Source organism: Nocardioides donggukensis, from assembly GCF_014842875.1.
In the GTDB taxonomy this organism is placed as follows: domain Bacteria; phylum Actinomycetota; class Actinomycetes; order Propionibacteriales; family Nocardioidaceae; genus Nocardioides; species Nocardioides donggukensis.
Genome location: NZ_JACYXZ010000001.1, coordinates 149,455 through 164,083, shown reverse-complemented (window position 1 = coordinate 164,083; position 14,629 = coordinate 149,455). Strand labels below are relative to the sequence as shown.

At 72.5% G+C, this 14,629-nt stretch carries 17 protein-coding genes; 6 read left to right on the top strand and 11 right to left on the bottom strand.

Annotation, left to right across the window (positions count from 1 at the left end):
* Nucleotides 1–44: 44 nt before the first annotated feature.
* From IE331_RS00770 to IE331_RS00750, 5 genes are all read right to left on the bottom strand, one after another.
* Nucleotides 45–713: a hypothetical protein gene (locus IE331_RS00770; protein WP_192139556.1), complete on the bottom strand. Its 669-nt coding sequence runs from the start codon at nt 711–713 to the stop codon at nt 45–47.
* A gap of 78 nt (nt 714–791) precedes the next feature.
* A complete protein-coding gene (locus tag IE331_RS00765) occupies nt 792–2,165 on the bottom strand; it encodes an NAD(P)(+) transhydrogenase (Re/Si-specific) subunit beta (RefSeq protein WP_192139554.1) in 1,374 nt (457 codons plus the stop codon).
* A complete protein-coding gene (locus IE331_RS00760) occupies nt 2,165–2,500 on the bottom strand; it encodes an NAD(P) transhydrogenase subunit alpha (protein ID WP_192139552.1) in 336 nt (111 codons plus the stop codon). The genes IE331_RS00765 and IE331_RS00760 overlap by 1 nt, the downstream gene beginning before the upstream one ends.
* On the bottom strand, nt 2,497–3,654 hold the full coding sequence (locus tag IE331_RS00755; RefSeq protein ID WP_192139550.1) for an NAD(P) transhydrogenase subunit alpha: 1,158 nt from the start codon (nt 3,652–3,654) through the stop codon (nt 2,497–2,499). The genes IE331_RS00760 and IE331_RS00755 overlap by 4 nt, the downstream gene beginning before the upstream one ends.
* A 54-nt stretch (nt 3,655–3,708) precedes the next feature.
* Nucleotides 3,709–4,416 carry an NAD-dependent deacylase gene (locus tag IE331_RS00750; RefSeq protein WP_192139548.1) on the bottom strand — a complete coding sequence of 236 codons (708 nt, stop codon included), beginning with the start codon at nt 4,414–4,416 and terminating at the stop codon, nt 3,709–3,711.
* 152 nt (nt 4,417–4,568) lie between these two features.
* On the opposite strand from IE331_RS00750, the gene IE331_RS16690 reads away from it, so the two are divergent.
* From IE331_RS16690 to IE331_RS00725, 5 genes are all read left to right on the top strand, one after another.
* Nucleotides 4,569–5,495, top strand: a complete 927-nt coding sequence (locus IE331_RS16690; protein WP_192139546.1) for an ABC transporter ATP-binding protein — start codon at nt 4,569–4,571, stop codon at nt 5,493–5,495.
* Complete coding sequence (locus tag IE331_RS00740; RefSeq protein WP_201930839.1) at nt 5,492–6,298, top strand: ABC transporter permease; 807 nt, start codon at nt 5,492–5,494, stop codon at nt 6,296–6,298. The genes IE331_RS16690 and IE331_RS00740 overlap by 4 nt, the downstream gene beginning before the upstream one ends.
* Complete coding sequence (locus IE331_RS16870) at nt 6,295–7,359, top strand: sensor histidine kinase (RefSeq protein WP_192139544.1); 1,065 nt, start codon at nt 6,295–6,297, stop codon at nt 7,357–7,359. The genes IE331_RS00740 and IE331_RS16870 overlap by 4 nt, the downstream gene beginning before the upstream one ends.
* Nucleotides 7,356–7,961: a response regulator transcription factor gene (locus IE331_RS00730; protein WP_192139542.1), complete on the top strand. Its 606-nt coding sequence runs from the start codon at nt 7,356–7,358 to the stop codon at nt 7,959–7,961. Before IE331_RS16870 ends, IE331_RS00730 begins: the two co-directional genes overlap by 4 nt.
* 246 nt (nt 7,962–8,207) lie before the next feature.
* Complete coding sequence (locus tag IE331_RS00725) at nt 8,208–8,543, top strand: tyrosine-type recombinase/integrase (RefSeq protein WP_201931225.1); 336 nt, start codon at nt 8,208–8,210, stop codon at nt 8,541–8,543.
* Nucleotides 8,544–8,846: 303 nt separating this feature from the next.
* Here the strand turns inward: IE331_RS00725 and IE331_RS00720 are convergent, their stop codons facing one another.
* A complete protein-coding gene (locus IE331_RS00720) occupies nt 8,847–9,764 on the bottom strand; it encodes a 1,4-dihydroxy-2-naphthoyl-CoA synthase (protein WP_192139540.1) in 918 nt (305 codons plus the stop codon).
* A 63-nt stretch (nt 9,765–9,827) separates the two neighbouring features.
* On the opposite strand from IE331_RS00720, the gene IE331_RS00715 reads away from it, so the two are divergent.
* Complete coding sequence (locus tag IE331_RS00715) at nt 9,828–10,262, top strand: nitroreductase family deazaflavin-dependent oxidoreductase (RefSeq protein WP_192139538.1); 435 nt, start codon at nt 9,828–9,830, stop codon at nt 10,260–10,262.
* Nucleotides 10,263–10,306: 44 nt separating this feature from the next.
* On the opposite strand, the gene IE331_RS00710 is transcribed toward IE331_RS00715, so the two are convergent.
* The 5 genes from IE331_RS00710 to IE331_RS00690 form a co-directional block, all read right to left on the bottom strand.
* Entirely contained in the window at nt 10,307–10,921 is a 615-nt protein-coding gene (locus tag IE331_RS00710; RefSeq protein WP_192139536.1) for an ACT domain-containing protein, read from the bottom strand.
* 53 nt (nt 10,922–10,974) lie between these two features.
* Nucleotides 10,975–11,739 (bottom strand): MerR family transcriptional regulator, encoded by a 765-nt coding sequence (locus IE331_RS00705; RefSeq protein ID WP_192139534.1) that lies wholly within the window; start codon nt 11,737–11,739, stop codon nt 10,975–10,977.
* Between the two features lie 68 nt (nt 11,740–11,807).
* Nucleotides 11,808–12,374: an RNA 2',3'-cyclic phosphodiesterase gene (gene thpR / locus IE331_RS00700; protein WP_192139532.1), complete on the bottom strand. Its 567-nt coding sequence runs from the start codon at nt 12,372–12,374 to the stop codon at nt 11,808–11,810.
* Between the two features lie 5 nt (nt 12,375–12,379).
* Complete coding sequence (locus tag IE331_RS00695; RefSeq protein ID WP_192139530.1) at nt 12,380–13,525, bottom strand: acyl-CoA dehydrogenase family protein; 1,146 nt, start codon at nt 13,523–13,525, stop codon at nt 12,380–12,382.
* A gap of 43 nt (nt 13,526–13,568) precedes the next feature.
* The gene (locus IE331_RS00690; RefSeq protein WP_192139528.1) at nt 13,569–14,609 is read right to left on the bottom strand and encodes a hypothetical protein; all 1,041 of its coding nucleotides are present in this window, start codon (nt 14,607–14,609) and stop codon (nt 13,569–13,571) included.
* Nucleotides 14,610–14,629 lie beyond the last annotated feature (20 nt).

Below are 14,629 nucleotides of genomic sequence, written 5' to 3'. Positions count from 1 at the left end.
CGGTCGGGTGCTCAGGTGGTGGCGCGGGGCGACCACCCGGGCACTCACCCTGCGCGTCGGGCGCCGGTGCGGGGCACGCCCAGGGCGAGCGGTGCCGCCTCGCCTCGGCCGGCGAGGTCGGGGAGGTCGGCGAGGTCGGCGAGCAGGGCTCGTAGGTCCCGGGCGCGACGCAGCGGGTGCATGGTCGCCAGCGTCTCGCGGAGCCGCTCGGGGGTGCTCAGCCGCTGCTGGACGACGGCGGCCACCGCCGCGAGGCCGGTGCGCCGGCTCGGCTCGTAGCCGGCGAACAGCAGGACCGCCGGCTCGACCTGCCACACCGGCAGCCGGCCAGGCGCCAGGGCGGTGCCGATCGGCCGCCGGGTCCGGACCACGTGCAGCCCCTCGACCGGCGCGAACGAGAGCGGGCCGGGCACCAGCACCGTGACCCGTGGCCGGTCCCAGCCGCGCAGCCCGTGCACGGCGGCCGCCGAGAGCCCGCCGACGGCCGAGCCGGGGCCGCAGTGCAGGACCGCGACCCACAGCCGCTGCCCCCACGAGAGCGGGCCGGTCGTCGTGGTGAGCACCGACCCGGTCCGCCAGGCCCAGCGGCCCGCGGAGACCTGGGCCCGGATCGTCGCCCGGGACACCCCGAGGTCCCGCAGCTGCCGACGCCCGAGCACGCCGTGCTGCCGTGCCGCCTGTGCCCGCCAGCCGGCGCCCCTGGTCTCGCCCATGGGCCGATCCTCGCCCCGGCCGGCCGGGGGCGCGACCGGTCCTCCACAGGGCGCCGGGTCCGGCGGTGAGGGGAGGGGTCAGAGGGACTTCACGGAGCTGAGCAGCTTGCCCATCGAGTCCTTGGCGTCGCCGAAGAGCAGGGTGGTGTTGGGCTCGAAGAGCAGCTCGTTCTCGATGCCGGCGAAGCCGGGCCGCATCGAGCGCTTCATGAACACCACCTGCTTGGCCTCGTCGGCGTTCAGGATCGGCATCCCGTAGATCGGGGCGCCCGGCGTCGTCTTCGCGGCCGGGTTGACCACGTCGTTGGCGCCGACCACGAGCACGACGTCGGCGTCCTTGAAGTCGCCGTTGATCTCGTCCATCTCGATCAGCTGCTCGTAGGGCACCTGCGCCTCGGCCAGCAGGACGTTCATGTGGCCGGGCATCCGGCCGGCGACCGGGTGGATGGCGTAGTCCACGTCGGCGCCACGCTCGATCAGCACGTCGACCAGCTCGCGGAGGGTGTGCTGGGCCTGGGCGACCGCCAGCCCGTAGCCGGGCACGATGATGACCCGCTCGGCGTAGGCCAGCATGATCGCGACGTCCTCGGGACCGGCCGACTTCACCGGGCGGTCCGACGCCTCGCCGGCACCCAGCGTCGAGCCGCCCTTGAGCGCCCCGAACAGGATGTTGGCGACCGAGCGGCCCATGGCCCCGGCCATGAGCAGGGTGAGGAAGGTGCCGGCCGCGCCGACCAGCGTGCCGGCGACCAGGAGGACGGTGTTCTGCAGGACGTACCCGCCGGCCGCCACCGTGAGACCGGTGAAGGCGTTGAGCAGCGAGATCACGATCGGCACGTCGGCGCCGCCGACCGGCAGCACGAGCAGGACGCCGATCGCCAGACCCAGCAGGCCGAGCAGGATGCCGACCAGCATGGTGGGGTCGCTGACGACCAGCACCGAGAGCACCACGGCGGCGAGCAGCGAGCCGCCGAAGGCGATCGGCAGGCCCGGGAACACGACCGGCCGCGAGCTCATCAGCTCCTGCAGCTTGGCGAAGGTGACCACGGAGCCGGCGAAGGACACCGAGCCGACCACGATCGTGAAGGCCGTGGCGACCAGGAAGAAGACCGGCACCTCCTCCTCGACCATGTGCTCGAGCTCGAGCAGGGCGACCAGCGCCGCGGCCCCGCCGCCGACGCCGTTGAAGAGCGCGACCATCTGCGGCATCTGGGTCATCTGCACGACCCGGGCGCCGTAGGCACCGCCGGCGCTGCCGACGACCACGGCGCCGAGGATCAGCCCGACGTGGTCGAGGTCGAGGTAGAGGAACGGCACCGCGCACGCCACCACCGCGGCGGCGGCGCCGATGAGGTTGCCGCCGCGGGCGGTCTTGGGACCCGAGAGCCCCTTGAGCGCGAGGATGAACGCGACCGCGCAGAGCAGGTAGACGAGCTGGACCCAGATCGGCATCAGGCGGCGCTCCCGTCGGTCTTGGCGGCCGCGGGCTTGGGCTTCTTGCGGGTGAACATCTGGAGCATCCGGTCGGTGACCATGAAGCCGCCGACCATGTTCACCGCGGCCAGCACGATCGCGACCAGGCCGACGACCAGCGCCACCGTGCCCTCGGCGGTGCCGGTGACCAGGATCGCGCCGAGCAGGATGATGCCGTGGATCGCGTTGGCGCCGGACATGAGCGGCGTGTGCAGGGTCGAGGAGACCTTGGAGATCACCTCGATGCCGACGAAGACGCTGAGCACGAAGATCGTCAGCCAGACGATCCCGTTGTCGAGGACGAGGTCGTTCATGCGGGGCCTCCTTCGGCCGGTCCCTCGAGGGACGCGCGCGTCGGCTCGTGGTGGATCGCGCCGTCCTTGGTGATGCAGGACGAGTCGACGATCTCGTCGTCGAAGTCGGGGGCGAAGGTCCCCGGCACGGCCGCCTCACCGGTGGCGGTCATCAGCGTGAGGATGTTGACGACGTTCTGGGCGTAGAGCCGTGAGGCCGGCCCGGGCATCTGGGAGGGCACGTTGCGCCCGCCCCACACCTGGGCGTTGCCGACGGTGGCGATCGAGCCGGCGATCGAGCCCTCGACGTTGCCGCCGGACTCCGCGGCCAGGTCGACGACCACCGAGCCTGGCTTCATCTGCTCGACCATCGCGGCGGTCACGAGCAGCGGCGCCTGCCGGCCGGGCACGGCCGCGGTGGTGATCAGGGCGTCCGCGTTCGCGATGTACGGCGCCAGCAGGTCGCGCTGCCGGGCGGCACGGTCCTCGGTCATCTCGCGGGCGTAGCCGCCGGTCCCCTCGAGCGTCTCGAGCTCGAGGTCGATCGCCTTGGCACCCATGGAGCGGATCTCCTCGGCGGCGGCGGCCCGGACGTCGTAGGCCCTGACCACGGCGCCGAGCCGCTTCGCGGTGGCGATCGCCTGCAGCCCGGCGACGCCGGCCCCGAGGACCACCACCTCGGCCGGCTGGACGGTGCCGGCGGCGGTCATGTTGAGCGGGAAGAACCGGCGCAGCAGGCCGGCGGCCACGATCGCGCAGCGGTAGCCCGCGACCAGCGCCTGGGAGGACAGGGCGTCCATCGACTGGGCGCGCGAGATCCGGGGCACGAACTCCATCCCGAAGGAGGTCACCCCGCAGTCACGGAGGTTGGCCACCTCGTCCGGGGCCTGGTCGCCGGGCAGGAACGAGACCGTCGTGGCGCCCGCCCGCAGCCGGCGGATCGCGTCCACCGACAGCGGCTGCACGCTCACCACCACGTCCGAGTCCTCGAGCGCGCGGGGGTCCGGCTCGGCACCGGCCTCGGCGTACTCCTCGTCGGTGAACAGGGCGCCGCCTCCGGCCCCCGGCTCGACGCACACGTCGTACCCCAGCGCGGTCAGCTTCCCGACCAGCTCGGGCACCATCGCGACGCGGGTCTCCCCGTCGCGGGTCTCCCTGGCTACAGCGATCCTCACCCGCCGCAACCTAGGGCACTCAGGAGCGCACGACCACCCCTTGAGACCCGAGTCTCACCGCGTGTCGACACCGAGGGAGGCCGCGACCTCGTCGACCCAGTCAGGGACCAGCCGCCCGGCGGGACCGTGCCGCGCCTCGTCGAAGAACGACGTGCCCTCGCTGGGCACCAGGTTGAGCTCGAGGGTCCGGGCGCCGCAGGCGGCCGCCATCTGCACGAAACCGGCCGCCGGGTAGACCGCCCCGGACGTCCCGATCGAGACGAACACGTCCGCCCGCATGAGGGCGCTCTGGATCCGTTCCATCTGGTAGGGGATCTCGCCGAACCACACCACGTCCGGGCGGAGGTCGGTCATGCCGCACCCGGGGCAGGGCGGGAAGTCGGCGAGGTCGCCGGCCCAGCGGCACCGCGAGCGGCAGCTCGCGCAGAGCGCCGAGAGCAGCTCGCCGTGCATGTGCAGCACGTCGGTGGCACCGGCCCGCTCGTGCAGGTCGTCGATGTTCTGGGTGACCAGGAGCAGGTCGACGCCGGGCAGCGTGCCAAGCCGGGCGAGCGCGGTGTGGGCCGGGTTCGGCGCAACGAGGGCCAGGGCGGCGCGGCGCTCGTCGTAGAACCGCTGCACGACGCCGGGCTGCATCTCGAACGCCTCGGGGGTGGCGACGTCCTCGACCCGGTGCCCCTCCCAGAGCCCGTCGGCGTCCCGGAACGTGGGCACCCCGCTCTCGGCGGAGACCCCCGCGCCGGTCAGGACCACGATCCTCATCGCTGCAGGCTAGCCCCTCCGTGCGGGGACGGTCCGCCTGCCGCGACGCATCCGGGTCCGGCTCGACCGAGAGCAGGGCCATGACAGGTGTCATGCCCAGGTCGTGACATCTCCCCCGGGGCTCACACCGCCCGGAGCCGGAGGCTGGTGCCATGACCACACCAGCACTCGAGGCGATCGGCCTGACGAAGCGGTTCCGTGGACCGGGAGGCCACAGCCTCACCGCGGTCGACGGCATCGACCTGACCATCGGCTCCGGCGAGATCGTCGCCTTCCTCGGCCCCAACGGCGCCGGCAAGACCACCACCGTGGACATGCTCCTCGGGCTGACCTCGCCGTCCGGCGGGACCGTCCGGGTCTACGGCGAGGCGCCGCGTCGCGCGGTCGTGGACGGCCGCGTCTCCGCCGTCATGCAGACCGGGGGGCTGCTGCCCGACTTCACCGTGCGGGAGACGATCCGCGCGATCGCCGCCCTGCACGGCCGGCCCGACCGGGTCGACACCGTCGTCGAGCGCGCCGGGCTCGGGAAGCTCGCCGACCGGCTGGTGCAGGCCTGCTCGGGCGGCGAGCAGCAGCGCCTGAAGTTCGCCCTGGCGCTCGTCCCCGACCCGGACCTGGTGATCCTGGACGAGCCGACGACCGGGATGGACGTGGGCGCGCGCCAGGAGTTCTGGGACACCATGCGCGCCCACGCCGCGGACGGACGCACCGTCGTCTTCGCGACCCACTACCTGGCCGAGGCCGACGCGTTCGCCGACCGCACCGTGCTGATGTCGCACGGCCGGATCAGGGCCGACGGCCCGACCGCCGAGGTGCGCGCCGCGTACGGCGGCCAGACGATGACGATCCGCCCGCCCGCCGACGTCGTCGGTGTCGACGGCATCGACCGGGCCTGGCTCGACGACGTACGGCGGGCTGTGGCTCCCCTGGGCGTCACCGACCTCGAGGTCTCCAGCGCCAGCCTCGAGGCCGCGTTCCTGGCCCTCACCGGAGCGCCGGAGACCGACCCGGGCCCGAGTGGCGCCGCGACCTACACACCCACCGATCTCCCCACCGTCGCCCAGGAGGCCCTGCAGTGAGCACCGTGACGATCACCGACACCGAGCACCCGGTCGGCACCGGGCGGCGTACGGCACGACCCGTGGCCCTCACCTACGCCGGCCTGGACCTGAAGCGACAGCTGCGCGACCGGGTGGGGATGTTCTTCATCGTGGCGCTGCCGGCGTTCCTGTTCTTCGTCTTCGGCATGGGTGACGACGAGGCGTACGGCAGTGCGAACGTCGCGATGTACGTCATGGTCTCGATGGCGGCGTACGGCGCCGTCACGGCGACCACGACCGTGGCCGGGTCGGCCGCGACCGAGCAGACGATGGGGTGGGGGCGGCAGATCGCCCTGACGCCGCTGCCGTCGTTGACCTTCGTGGCGATCAAGACTGCCGTGGCGATGCTGGTCGCGGCCGTCCCGATCGCGCTGATCTACGCGATCGGTGCGGCGACCGGCTCGTCGGGGAACACCGTCGACTGGCTGGCGAGCGCCGCCATCGTGTGGTTCGGCTCGGCCCTGTTCGCGGTCTACGGCCTGGCGATGTGCCTGATCCTCAAGGGTGAGAACGCCTCCGGCATCGCGTCCGGGCTGATCGTGATCATGAGCTTCCTCGGCAACGTGTTCACGCCGATGGACGGCATCATCCTGGAGTTCGGCCGCTTCACCCCGCTCTACGGGTACGCCGGGCTGGCCCGCTACCCGATCTCGGAGGGCTACCTGCCCATCGACGCCGGACACGACCCGGTGTGGCTGTTGCTGGCTAACGTGGGCTCGTGGACGGTGATCTTCGCGGCGCTGGCGGTCTGGGGGCTTCGCCGACGGCGGGAGCGGGTGTGACGGCCTCCCTCGCCGCGACCCACCCCACTCGCTCCCCCTGGGAGCGGTGGGGATGGGTCATCGCCGCGATCTGGCTGGTCTTCCTCACCTACCCGGTGATCGAGACGCTCGAAACCGACGCGTCGGCGCCGGCCAAGGGGGTCTCGCTGACGCTGATCGCCGCCTTCGCCGTGACCTACCTGCTCGGGTGGAGCGTGTGGCGCCGGCATGCGCTGAGGATCTGGTTGGCGATGCTCCTGCTCGCACTGGGGACGGTGCCGGTGATCGGCATCGAAGCCATCGGGCTCACCCCCTACCTCGGGGCGTACGCCGCGATGGTGGTGCCGGCGCCGTGGTGGAAGGGGACCACCCTCGTCAGCGCCCTGCTGCCGATCCTCTCGCTCATCGGCGGCGACTTCCCGGCGTTCTTCTTCCTGATGGTCTGGCCGCTCATCGGGTTCTTCACGGCGCTGCGCGTGTTCTCGGACCTCGAGGAGCGCTCCGAGGAGGCCCGGGCGGAGCTGGCCCTGGTGGCCGAGCGCGACCGGGTGGCCCGCGACGTCCACGACGTGCTCGGCCACTCGTTGACGGCGCTCTCGATCAAGGCCGAGCTCGCGGCCCGGCTCATCGAGGTCGACCCCGCGCGGGCCCGCGCGGAACTCGAGTCGATCCAGGAGACCGCCCGGCAGGCGCTCACGGAGGTCCGCTCGACCGTCGGCGGCCTGCGCGCGGCCAGTCTCGACGCGGAGCTGGAGGCCGCACCCCGCGTGCTCGCCGACGCCGGCGTCCGGACGCGGCTGCTCGGCACCGTCGCCGACACCGACCCGCGGCACCGCACCCTGCTGGCCTGGGTGCTGCGCGAGTCGGTGACCAACGTCGTCCGGCACGCCGGGGCGTCGACGGTCTCGATCGAGCTCACGGCGACCGGCCTGGTCGTGGCCGACGACGGCACGGGCCTCGGGACGGACGACCGGCGCGAGGGCAACGGACTGCGCGGCATGCGCGAGCGGGTCGCGGCCGCCGGCGGCACGCTGCGGCTCACGGGCGGCTCGGGCACCCGGGTGGAGGTCGTGCTGCCGTGATCCGGATCCTGCTGGCCGACGACCAGGCCCTGGTCCGTGGCGCGCTCGCGGCCCCGCTCGACCTCGAGACCGACCTCGAGGTCGTCGCCCAGGTCGGCCGTGGCGACGAGGTGGTGGCCACTGCCCGCGCGTCACAGGCGGAGGTGTGCCTGCTCGACATCGAGATGCCGGGCCTCACCGGCCTCGAGGTGGCCGAGCGGCTGCGCGCCGAGCTGCCGACGGTGCGCTCGCTGATCGTGACCACCTTCGGGCGGCCGGGCTACGTGCGCCGTGCGCTCGACGCCGGTGCCGCGGGCTTCCTGGTCAAGGACCGGCCGGCCCGCGAGCTCGCGGACGCCGTCCGCCGAGTGCATGCCGGGCTGCGCGTGGTGGACCCGGACCTGGCGACCGAGTCGCTGATGGCCGGCCCGTCCCCGCTCACGGCCCGGGAGGCGGAGATCCTGCTGCTCGCGATGGACGGATCCCCCGTCGCGGTGATCGCCGCGCGCGCCCACCTCTCCGTCGGCACGGTCCGCAACCACCTCTCGGCCGCGATCGGCAAGACAGGAGCGTCCACCAGGGCGGAGGCGGCGCGGGTCGCCCAGACGAACGGGTGGATCTGATCCGCCGTCGTACGTGAACGCCGGACGTCACTGCCTCAGGACGCTCACTGAACAGACAACAGTGCGCTTGACCCGCCGCTCCGGTCGCACCATCGGATCGAGGTCACCAGCCCGGTGGCCCAACGACACTGGAGGCAAGAGATGAAGCAGGACAGAAGCGGGGGCACGCTTCGACGAGACCGGCTCGAAGGTGATCATTGACGGGCTGGCTCTCGCCGGGTCGGACCTCGTCACCGAGGCTCGGCACTGGCGCACCGGAGAACGAGGACAGCGCTGCGCGCCCCGGCGCTGCTCGTCGACGCCGACCTGACGAAGTTCGCGACGGGGTGGCGCGCGACTCCGACCTCAGCCGGTCTGCCACACGTCCGCCTGCACGACCTGCGGCACTTCTACGCGTCGGGGCTGATCGCTGCCGGCTGCGACGTGGTCACGGTGCAGCGGGCGCTGGGACACTCGTCGGCGACGACCACGCTGAACACCTACAGCCACCTGTGGCCGACGGCGCAGGATCGGACGCGGGCTGCGGCCAGCAGCCTCATGCGAGACGCGATGACCAGCCAACCCAGAGTTGGAAGCTGTTAGTCGCGCGACAGGATGGAGATGGCTTCTTCGCAGGCAAACATCCGGCCGTAGCTGCTCCCGGTTACCTCGCGGAGAATGCCGTGCTCAAGCAGACCTGAAGTCTCCGGCATGAATTCATAGGATACGCCATGACCCCTTAATTTCAGGCCTGAGATTCATAGGTTTAGCAATCGACAACCCCCGTCGCCCAAGCGAAGAACGGTCGGAGGGCATCGGACGCCGTCGACACCGTGCGGACTTTTTGCGGACCAGCCGCGGACTTTGGAACCTCAACCCCCGCCTGACCTGCACAAACGCGCCAGATCAGTAGTACCAGGGGTACGGCGACCAGTCCGGCTCCCGCTTCTCCAGGAACTGGTCGCGGCCCTCCTGCGCCTCGTCGGTCATGTACGCCAGCCGGGTGGTCTCGCCGGCGAACAACTGCTGGCCCACGAGCCCGTCGTCGATGAGGTTGAAGGAGTACTTCAGCATCCGCTGCGCCGTCGGCGACTTGCCGTTGACCTTCCGCCCCCACTCGAGCGCGACTGCCTCGAGCTCGGCGTGCGGGACCACCGAGTTCACCGCACCCATGCGGTGCGCGTCGGCGGCGTCGTACTCGTCGCCGAGGAAGAAGATCTCCCGGGCGAACTTCTGCCCCACCTGGCGGGCGAGGTACGCCGACCCGAAGCCGCCGTCGAACGAGCCCACGTCGGCGTCGGTCTGCTTGAAGCGGGCGTGCTCGGCGCTGGCGATGGTGAGGTCGCAGACGACGTGCAGCGAGTGGCCGCCGCCGGCCGCCCAGCCGTTGACCACGCAGATGACGACCTTCGGCATGAACCGGATCAGCCGCTGGCACTCCAGGATGTGCAGCCGCCCGAGCCGGGCGGCGTCGACGGTTTCGGCCTGCTCGCCCTCGGCGTACTGGTATCCGGCGCGGCCGCGGATCCGCTGGTCGCCGCCGGTGCAGAACGCCCACTTGCCGTGCCGCTCGCCCGGGCCGTTGCCGGTGAGCAGCACGCAGCCCACGTCACTGGAGGTGCGGGCGTGCTCGAGCACCCGCAACAGCTCGTCGACGGTGTGGGGCCGGAAGGCGTTGAGGACGTCGGGCCGGTCGAAGGCGATCCGGACGGTGCCGTGCGCCCTGGCACGGTGGTAGGTGAGGTCCGTGAGGTCATCGAAGCCGGGGACCGGGTCCCAGGCGTCGGGGTCGAACGTGCCGGAGACTCCCTCGATGGCGCTCATGCGCGCAGGCTATCGGTGCCGGTTCGGAGGAACATCCGGGCCGGGCCCGTGGTTGAGTGACCTATGGCACTTCAGGGAACGTACGAGCCGAGCCCGAGCGAGTGGGTCCGCGAGCAGGTCGAGACCTACGAGCGCACCGGCGGGGCCGAGGGCAACACGATGCGCGGCGTCCCGATCGTGGTGATCACCTCGGTCGGCGCCAAGTCCGGCAAGCTGCGCAAGAACCCGGTGATGCGAGTCGAGCACGACGGCGCCTACCTCGCGGTGGCGTCGAAGGGCGGCGCCCCCGAGCACCCGGAGTGGTACCACAACTTCGTGGCCCACCCGAAGGTCCAGCTCCAGGACGGCCCCGAGCCGCACGAGTACGTCGCGCGCCGGGTCGAGGGCGAGGAGCGGGCCACCTGGTGGGAGCGGGCCGTGGCGGTCTGGCCCGACTACGACGAGTACCAGCAGAAGACCGACCGCGAGGTCCCGCTCTTCGTGCTCGAGCGCGCCTGACCCGCCGCCGGGGCCAAGCGCTCATCGGCGCGGATCGGCGCGGCTCAGGTCGTGGAGATCGAGACCGCGAGCGCGACCAGGTGCCCCAGCCGGGCCAGCTCGGAGTCGAGGATGTCCGGGCCGCCACGGCGGCCGATGAGCACCAGCTCGTCGCCCGGCAGCGGTGCGGCAGCGAGCACGTTGTTCTCGTCCGCCGACGGCACCCGGGCCGCCTTGTCCAGCTCGTGCCAGGCCAACGTGTCCGGCGCCGCGCTGGTCGCGTGCAGGCGCTCGGCCCCGTCCCCGTTGTGCCGCACCCGGGCGCCCCAGTCGGCGCGGAAGGTGGCCGGCAGCAGGTCGACGAGCCGGTCCAGCGCGGTCTCGGGGTGGGCGGTGAGGTCCTCGACCGCCTCGAGGTCCAGGAACAGGTTGCCGCCCGCGGCGTAGCGGGAGATGAAGAGCACCCGCACCCCGTCCAGGGCGCTGCAGGCCGAGACGATCGAGTCCGGCATCGTGCCCGGGGTGGTCTCCAGCAGCACGTCGTCGACGGCCGTGCCGTCCTGACGGTGCTCGACGATCTCGATCGCCTCGATGTCCCCGCCGGCCTCGCCGATGGCGCTCGCCACCCGACCCAGGGACCCCGGGATGTCGGGCAGCTCGACGCGCAGCAGGAACGGCATGCCCCGAGCCTAGTTCTTCGGTGTTTCGCGCGTGTGTCCCCGGGTGCCGCCGGTCACAGGGTGCGCATGAACGACCACAGGCCGCCCTCGCTGTCGCGGGCGCCGTACTCCCGGACCCCGTATGGCATGTCGGTCGGCGGGTAGACGATCTCCGCCCCGGCGGCCTCGGCCCGCCGGTGGTGGGCGTCCACGTCGTCGACGTCGATCGCCATGCAGTGCGCGGAGCCCCCGAGCGTCGCCGGCGAGGCGAGGCGGAAGTCGGCCGACTCCCGGTGCATCCAGATCACCCCGTCCCCGGCGAACACCTCGCCGTGCACCACCTCACCGGCACCGTCCCGGGAGAGCTCGCCGGCGACCAGCCCGAACTGGTCGACCAGGCACTGCTGGGCGGCGGCGATGTCGCGGTAGACCAGCAGCGTCAGCCGCCGGGTCACGGCCGGCTCGTCGGCCGGCAGGCCGGCCAGCAGGTCCAGGATCTCCTCGTCGGTGGAGGGCGCGCCGCGCAGGAGCCGCTCCTCCGCCGACCGCACCGCCTCGCGCGTGCGGGCCAGCTCGGCCAGCCGGGCGTCGAGGTCGACCAGGCGCCGCCGGGTGAGCGGAAGGAGCTGGTCGGCGTCGGGATCCACCTCGGCAAGCGGCGTGCCCAGCTCCCGGAGCAGCCGGACCCGGTACAACCGGTCGAGGTCCTCGGAGCGGTACCGGCGCCGACCGCCCCCGTCCCGCTCGGGCGAGAGGAGCCCGAGCTCCTCGTAGTAGCGCAGCGTCCGCTGGGTGAGGCCGGTCCGGTGGGCCACGTCACCGATGCTCAGGTCGTCCATGGCGGTCACGCTAGGACCTCCCGTCGGGTGAGGAGCAAGACCCGCGCCCCCGTCGTCGAGCCGGGAGCTCAGGGAGCGAGGGGGAAGCGGTCCAGCACCTCGTGCCGCGGGCGGTTCCGTGGCCCCTCGCCGAGGTGCGAGGCGATCAGCGCGATCTCGTCGACGGCCCACGCCGGGCCGGCGTACCCGTCCAGCAGCCGCACCCACCGGCCGACCTCGGCGGGCCGGCCCAGCCGGGCCAGGGTCAGGTGGGCCCGGAACCGGGCGCCCTCGGGTGCGGCGCCGGCCCGGTTCGCGGCCGCCCGGGCGCCGGTCGCGAGCCGGTCGAGCTCGGTGCGGGCCGACTCCTCGGCGCGCAGGCCCGCCCACAGCACCCGCGCCCGCGCCGGGTTCGGGAAGGCGCCCCCGCCGGCCAGGGCGAGCTCGAAGGACGTACGTCGACCGGCCGCCCGCGCCAGCCGGTCGCCGAGGTCGTCGAGCCGGCGGTCGGCGACGTCGGGCAGGAAGGCGAGCGTCAGGTGCCACTGCCCGGGGTCGGACCAGCGGAAGGCCCCGGCCTCGCGCCGCGGAGCGAGGAGGCCGTCGAGGTCCTCGACGGCCTCCTCCGACGGGGTCACCGCCACGAACAGCCGCACCCGGATCAGAGCCCGAGGTCGCGCCCGATGAGCTCCTTCATGATCTCGTTGGAGCCGGCCCAGATCTTCGTGACCCGGGCGTCCCGCCAGGCCCGCGCGACCCGGTACTCGTTCATGAAGCCGTAGCCGCCGTGCAGCTGGACGCAGTGGTCCAGCACGTCGCTCTGCACCTGCGCGGTCCACCACTTCGCCTTCGCCGCATCGATGGGGGTGAGCTCGCCGCGGGTGTGCGCCATCACGCACTGGTCGACGTAGTGCTGGGTGACCTCGACCTGCGTGTAGAGCTCGGCCAGCAGGAACTTGTTGTGCTGGAACTGGCCGATGGACTGGCCGAACGCCTTGCGGTCCTTGGTGTACTGCAGGGTCTCGTCGAGGATCTGCGCGGCGTGGGCGAGGTTCGTGATCGCCGACCCGAGCCGCTCCTGCGGCAGGAACGTCATCATGTGGATGAAGCCGCTGTCGAGCTCGCCGATGATGTTCGCGTCGGGGACCCGGACGTCCTCGAAGAACAGCTCGGCGGTGTCGGACTCGTCCTGGCCGACCTTGTCCAGCTTGCGCCCGCGCGAGAACCCGTCCCGGTCGGCCTCGACGCCGAACAGCGTGATGCCGCGGGCCTTCTTCTCCGGGCTGGTCCGGGCCGCGACCACGATCAGGTCGCCGGAGTAGCCGTTGGTGATGAAGGTCTTCGACCCGTTGAGGACCCAGTCCTCGCCGTCCTTGACGGCGGTGGTCTTCAGCGCCGCCAGGTCCGACCCGCCGGAGGGCTCGGTCATGCCGATCGCGGTGAGCATCTCTCCGGAGCAGAAGCCGGGCAGCCACCGCTTCTTCTGCTCCTCGTCGGTCAGGTGCACGAGATACGGCGCCACGATGTCGGCGTGGATGCCGACGCACGAGGGCAGCGCCATGTTCACCTTGGCCAACTCCTCGGTGAGCACCGCGTTGAAGCGGTAGTCGCCCGCCTCGGAGCCGCCGTACTCCTCGGGGATCTCCAGGCCGAGGAAGCCCTGCTTGCCGGCCTCGATCCAGAACTCGCGCGGGATCGCCTTGTCCGCGATGTGCTGCTCGAGGTGCGGGGTCACCTGGCGGTCCAGGAACTCCTTCACCGAGCTGCGGAAGGCCTCGTGGTCGTCGTCGTAGATGGTCCGCTTCATGTACTCGAGGGTAACCGGCGCCGGCGCGGGGCGGTCGGCGCGCTCAGAACCAGGCGCCCTCGCCGGTCTCGAAGAGCAGGGTCGGCTCCTCGGGCAGCTGGAACGTGTCGCTGACCGGTGCGCAGGCCCCGCCCGACACCTCGCAGGTGACGATCCGGGTCCGGCCGGCGGCGCCGTCCGCCGACGAGCTGCTGGCCGCCCCGAAGAAGGTGTCGTCGTCGAGCCAGCCACCGAGCTCGAAGAACTCCGCCCCCGGGTCGAACCGGACCCGCTCCCCCGAGTCGGCGTCGAAGAGCCCCACGCGCGGCGCGCTCCGGCTGTACACCACGTCGCCCGCCGGGGAGCGGTAGGCGATCAGCACCCCGGCATCGGGGTCCTCCGGGTACCCGATCCGGTCGCCGGGTGCCGGCGCCGCCGTCACCGGGGTGCCCGACGGCCCGGCTACCCGCGGCCGGGGGTGGTCGGGCAGCGAGGAGAGGGAGCCGTCGTCGAGGGCGATCCGGGTTGTCCCCTCGCGCAGCGGGTCGGCGACGTACGCCGCCTCGTCGTCGAAGCCGAGGAAGTACGGCGGGAGCTCTCCGTAGAGGTCGCCCAGGTCCTCGTCCGCGGCGTCGTCGGGGGCTGCGATCCGCAGCACCTGCTCACCGGTGCCGACGTCGAGCACCACCGGGACCGCCGGGACGTCCCCGAAGGCGAGCCGGGGTCCGTGCCCCCGGTCGAGGAGGCCGAGGAGCCGGCCGTCCGGCGAGAGCGACAGGTGCGAGGCACGCACCGTGGCCACCTCCTCCGCGGGCCCGCCGTCGGTGAACCACAGCACCCCGTCCGCGAGGTAGTGGATGCCGGCGTCGGTGACCACGAACGCCTCGGGAGCCGGGTCGACCGCGATCACGTCCTCGCCGACGTGGATCTCGCCGCCCACCGCCCACGCCGGGGCGGCCGCGTCGTACGCCGGGTCACCGACCGGCAGCGTGAAGGGCTCGTCGTCGACGCCGAGCGCCCACACCAGCCCACCACCGACCAGCACCGCGACCAGCGCGGCCAGCCCGGCCAGCAGCGCGATCCGTCCTCTCCTCCGAGACCCCATGCCTCCACGGTAGGCGACCC

Excerpts from the sequence above, each read along its gene's own strand:
- IE331_RS00715 (WP_192139538.1), top strand. The coding sequence starts at position 9,828 with ATGGCACTTCAGGGAACGTACGAGCCGAGCCCGAGCGAGTGGGTCCGC.
- IE331_RS00770 (WP_192139556.1), bottom strand. The coding sequence starts at position 713 with ATGGGCGAGACCAGGGGCGCCGGCTGGCGGGCACAGGCGGCACGGCAG.
- IE331_RS16690 (WP_192139546.1), top strand. The coding sequence starts at position 4,569 with ATGACCACACCAGCACTCGAGGCGATCGGCCTGACGAAGCGGTTCCGT.
- IE331_RS00690 (WP_192139528.1), bottom strand. The coding sequence starts at position 14,609 with ATGGGGTCTCGGAGGAGAGGACGGATCGCGCTGCTGGCCGGGCTGGCC.
- IE331_RS00765 (WP_192139554.1), bottom strand. The coding sequence starts at position 2,165 with ATGCCGATCTGGGTCCAGCTCGTCTACCTGCTCTGCGCGGTCGCGTTC.
- IE331_RS00710 (WP_192139536.1), bottom strand. The coding sequence starts at position 10,921 with ATGCCGTTCCTGCTGCGCGTCGAGCTGCCCGACATCCCGGGGTCCCTG.
- IE331_RS00750 (WP_192139548.1), bottom strand. The coding sequence starts at position 4,416 with ATGAGGATCGTGGTCCTGACCGGCGCGGGGGTCTCCGCCGAGAGCGGG.
- IE331_RS00720 (WP_192139540.1), bottom strand. The coding sequence starts at position 9,764 with ATGAGCGCCATCGAGGGAGTCTCCGGCACGTTCGACCCCGACGCCTGG.
- IE331_RS00695 (WP_192139530.1), bottom strand. The coding sequence starts at position 13,525 with ATGAAGCGGACCATCTACGACGACGACCACGAGGCCTTCCGCAGCTCG.
- IE331_RS00760 (WP_192139552.1), bottom strand. The coding sequence starts at position 2,500 with ATGAACGACCTCGTCCTCGACAACGGGATCGTCTGGCTGACGATCTTC.
- IE331_RS00705 (WP_192139534.1), bottom strand. The coding sequence starts at position 11,739 with ATGGACGACCTGAGCATCGGTGACGTGGCCCACCGGACCGGCCTCACC.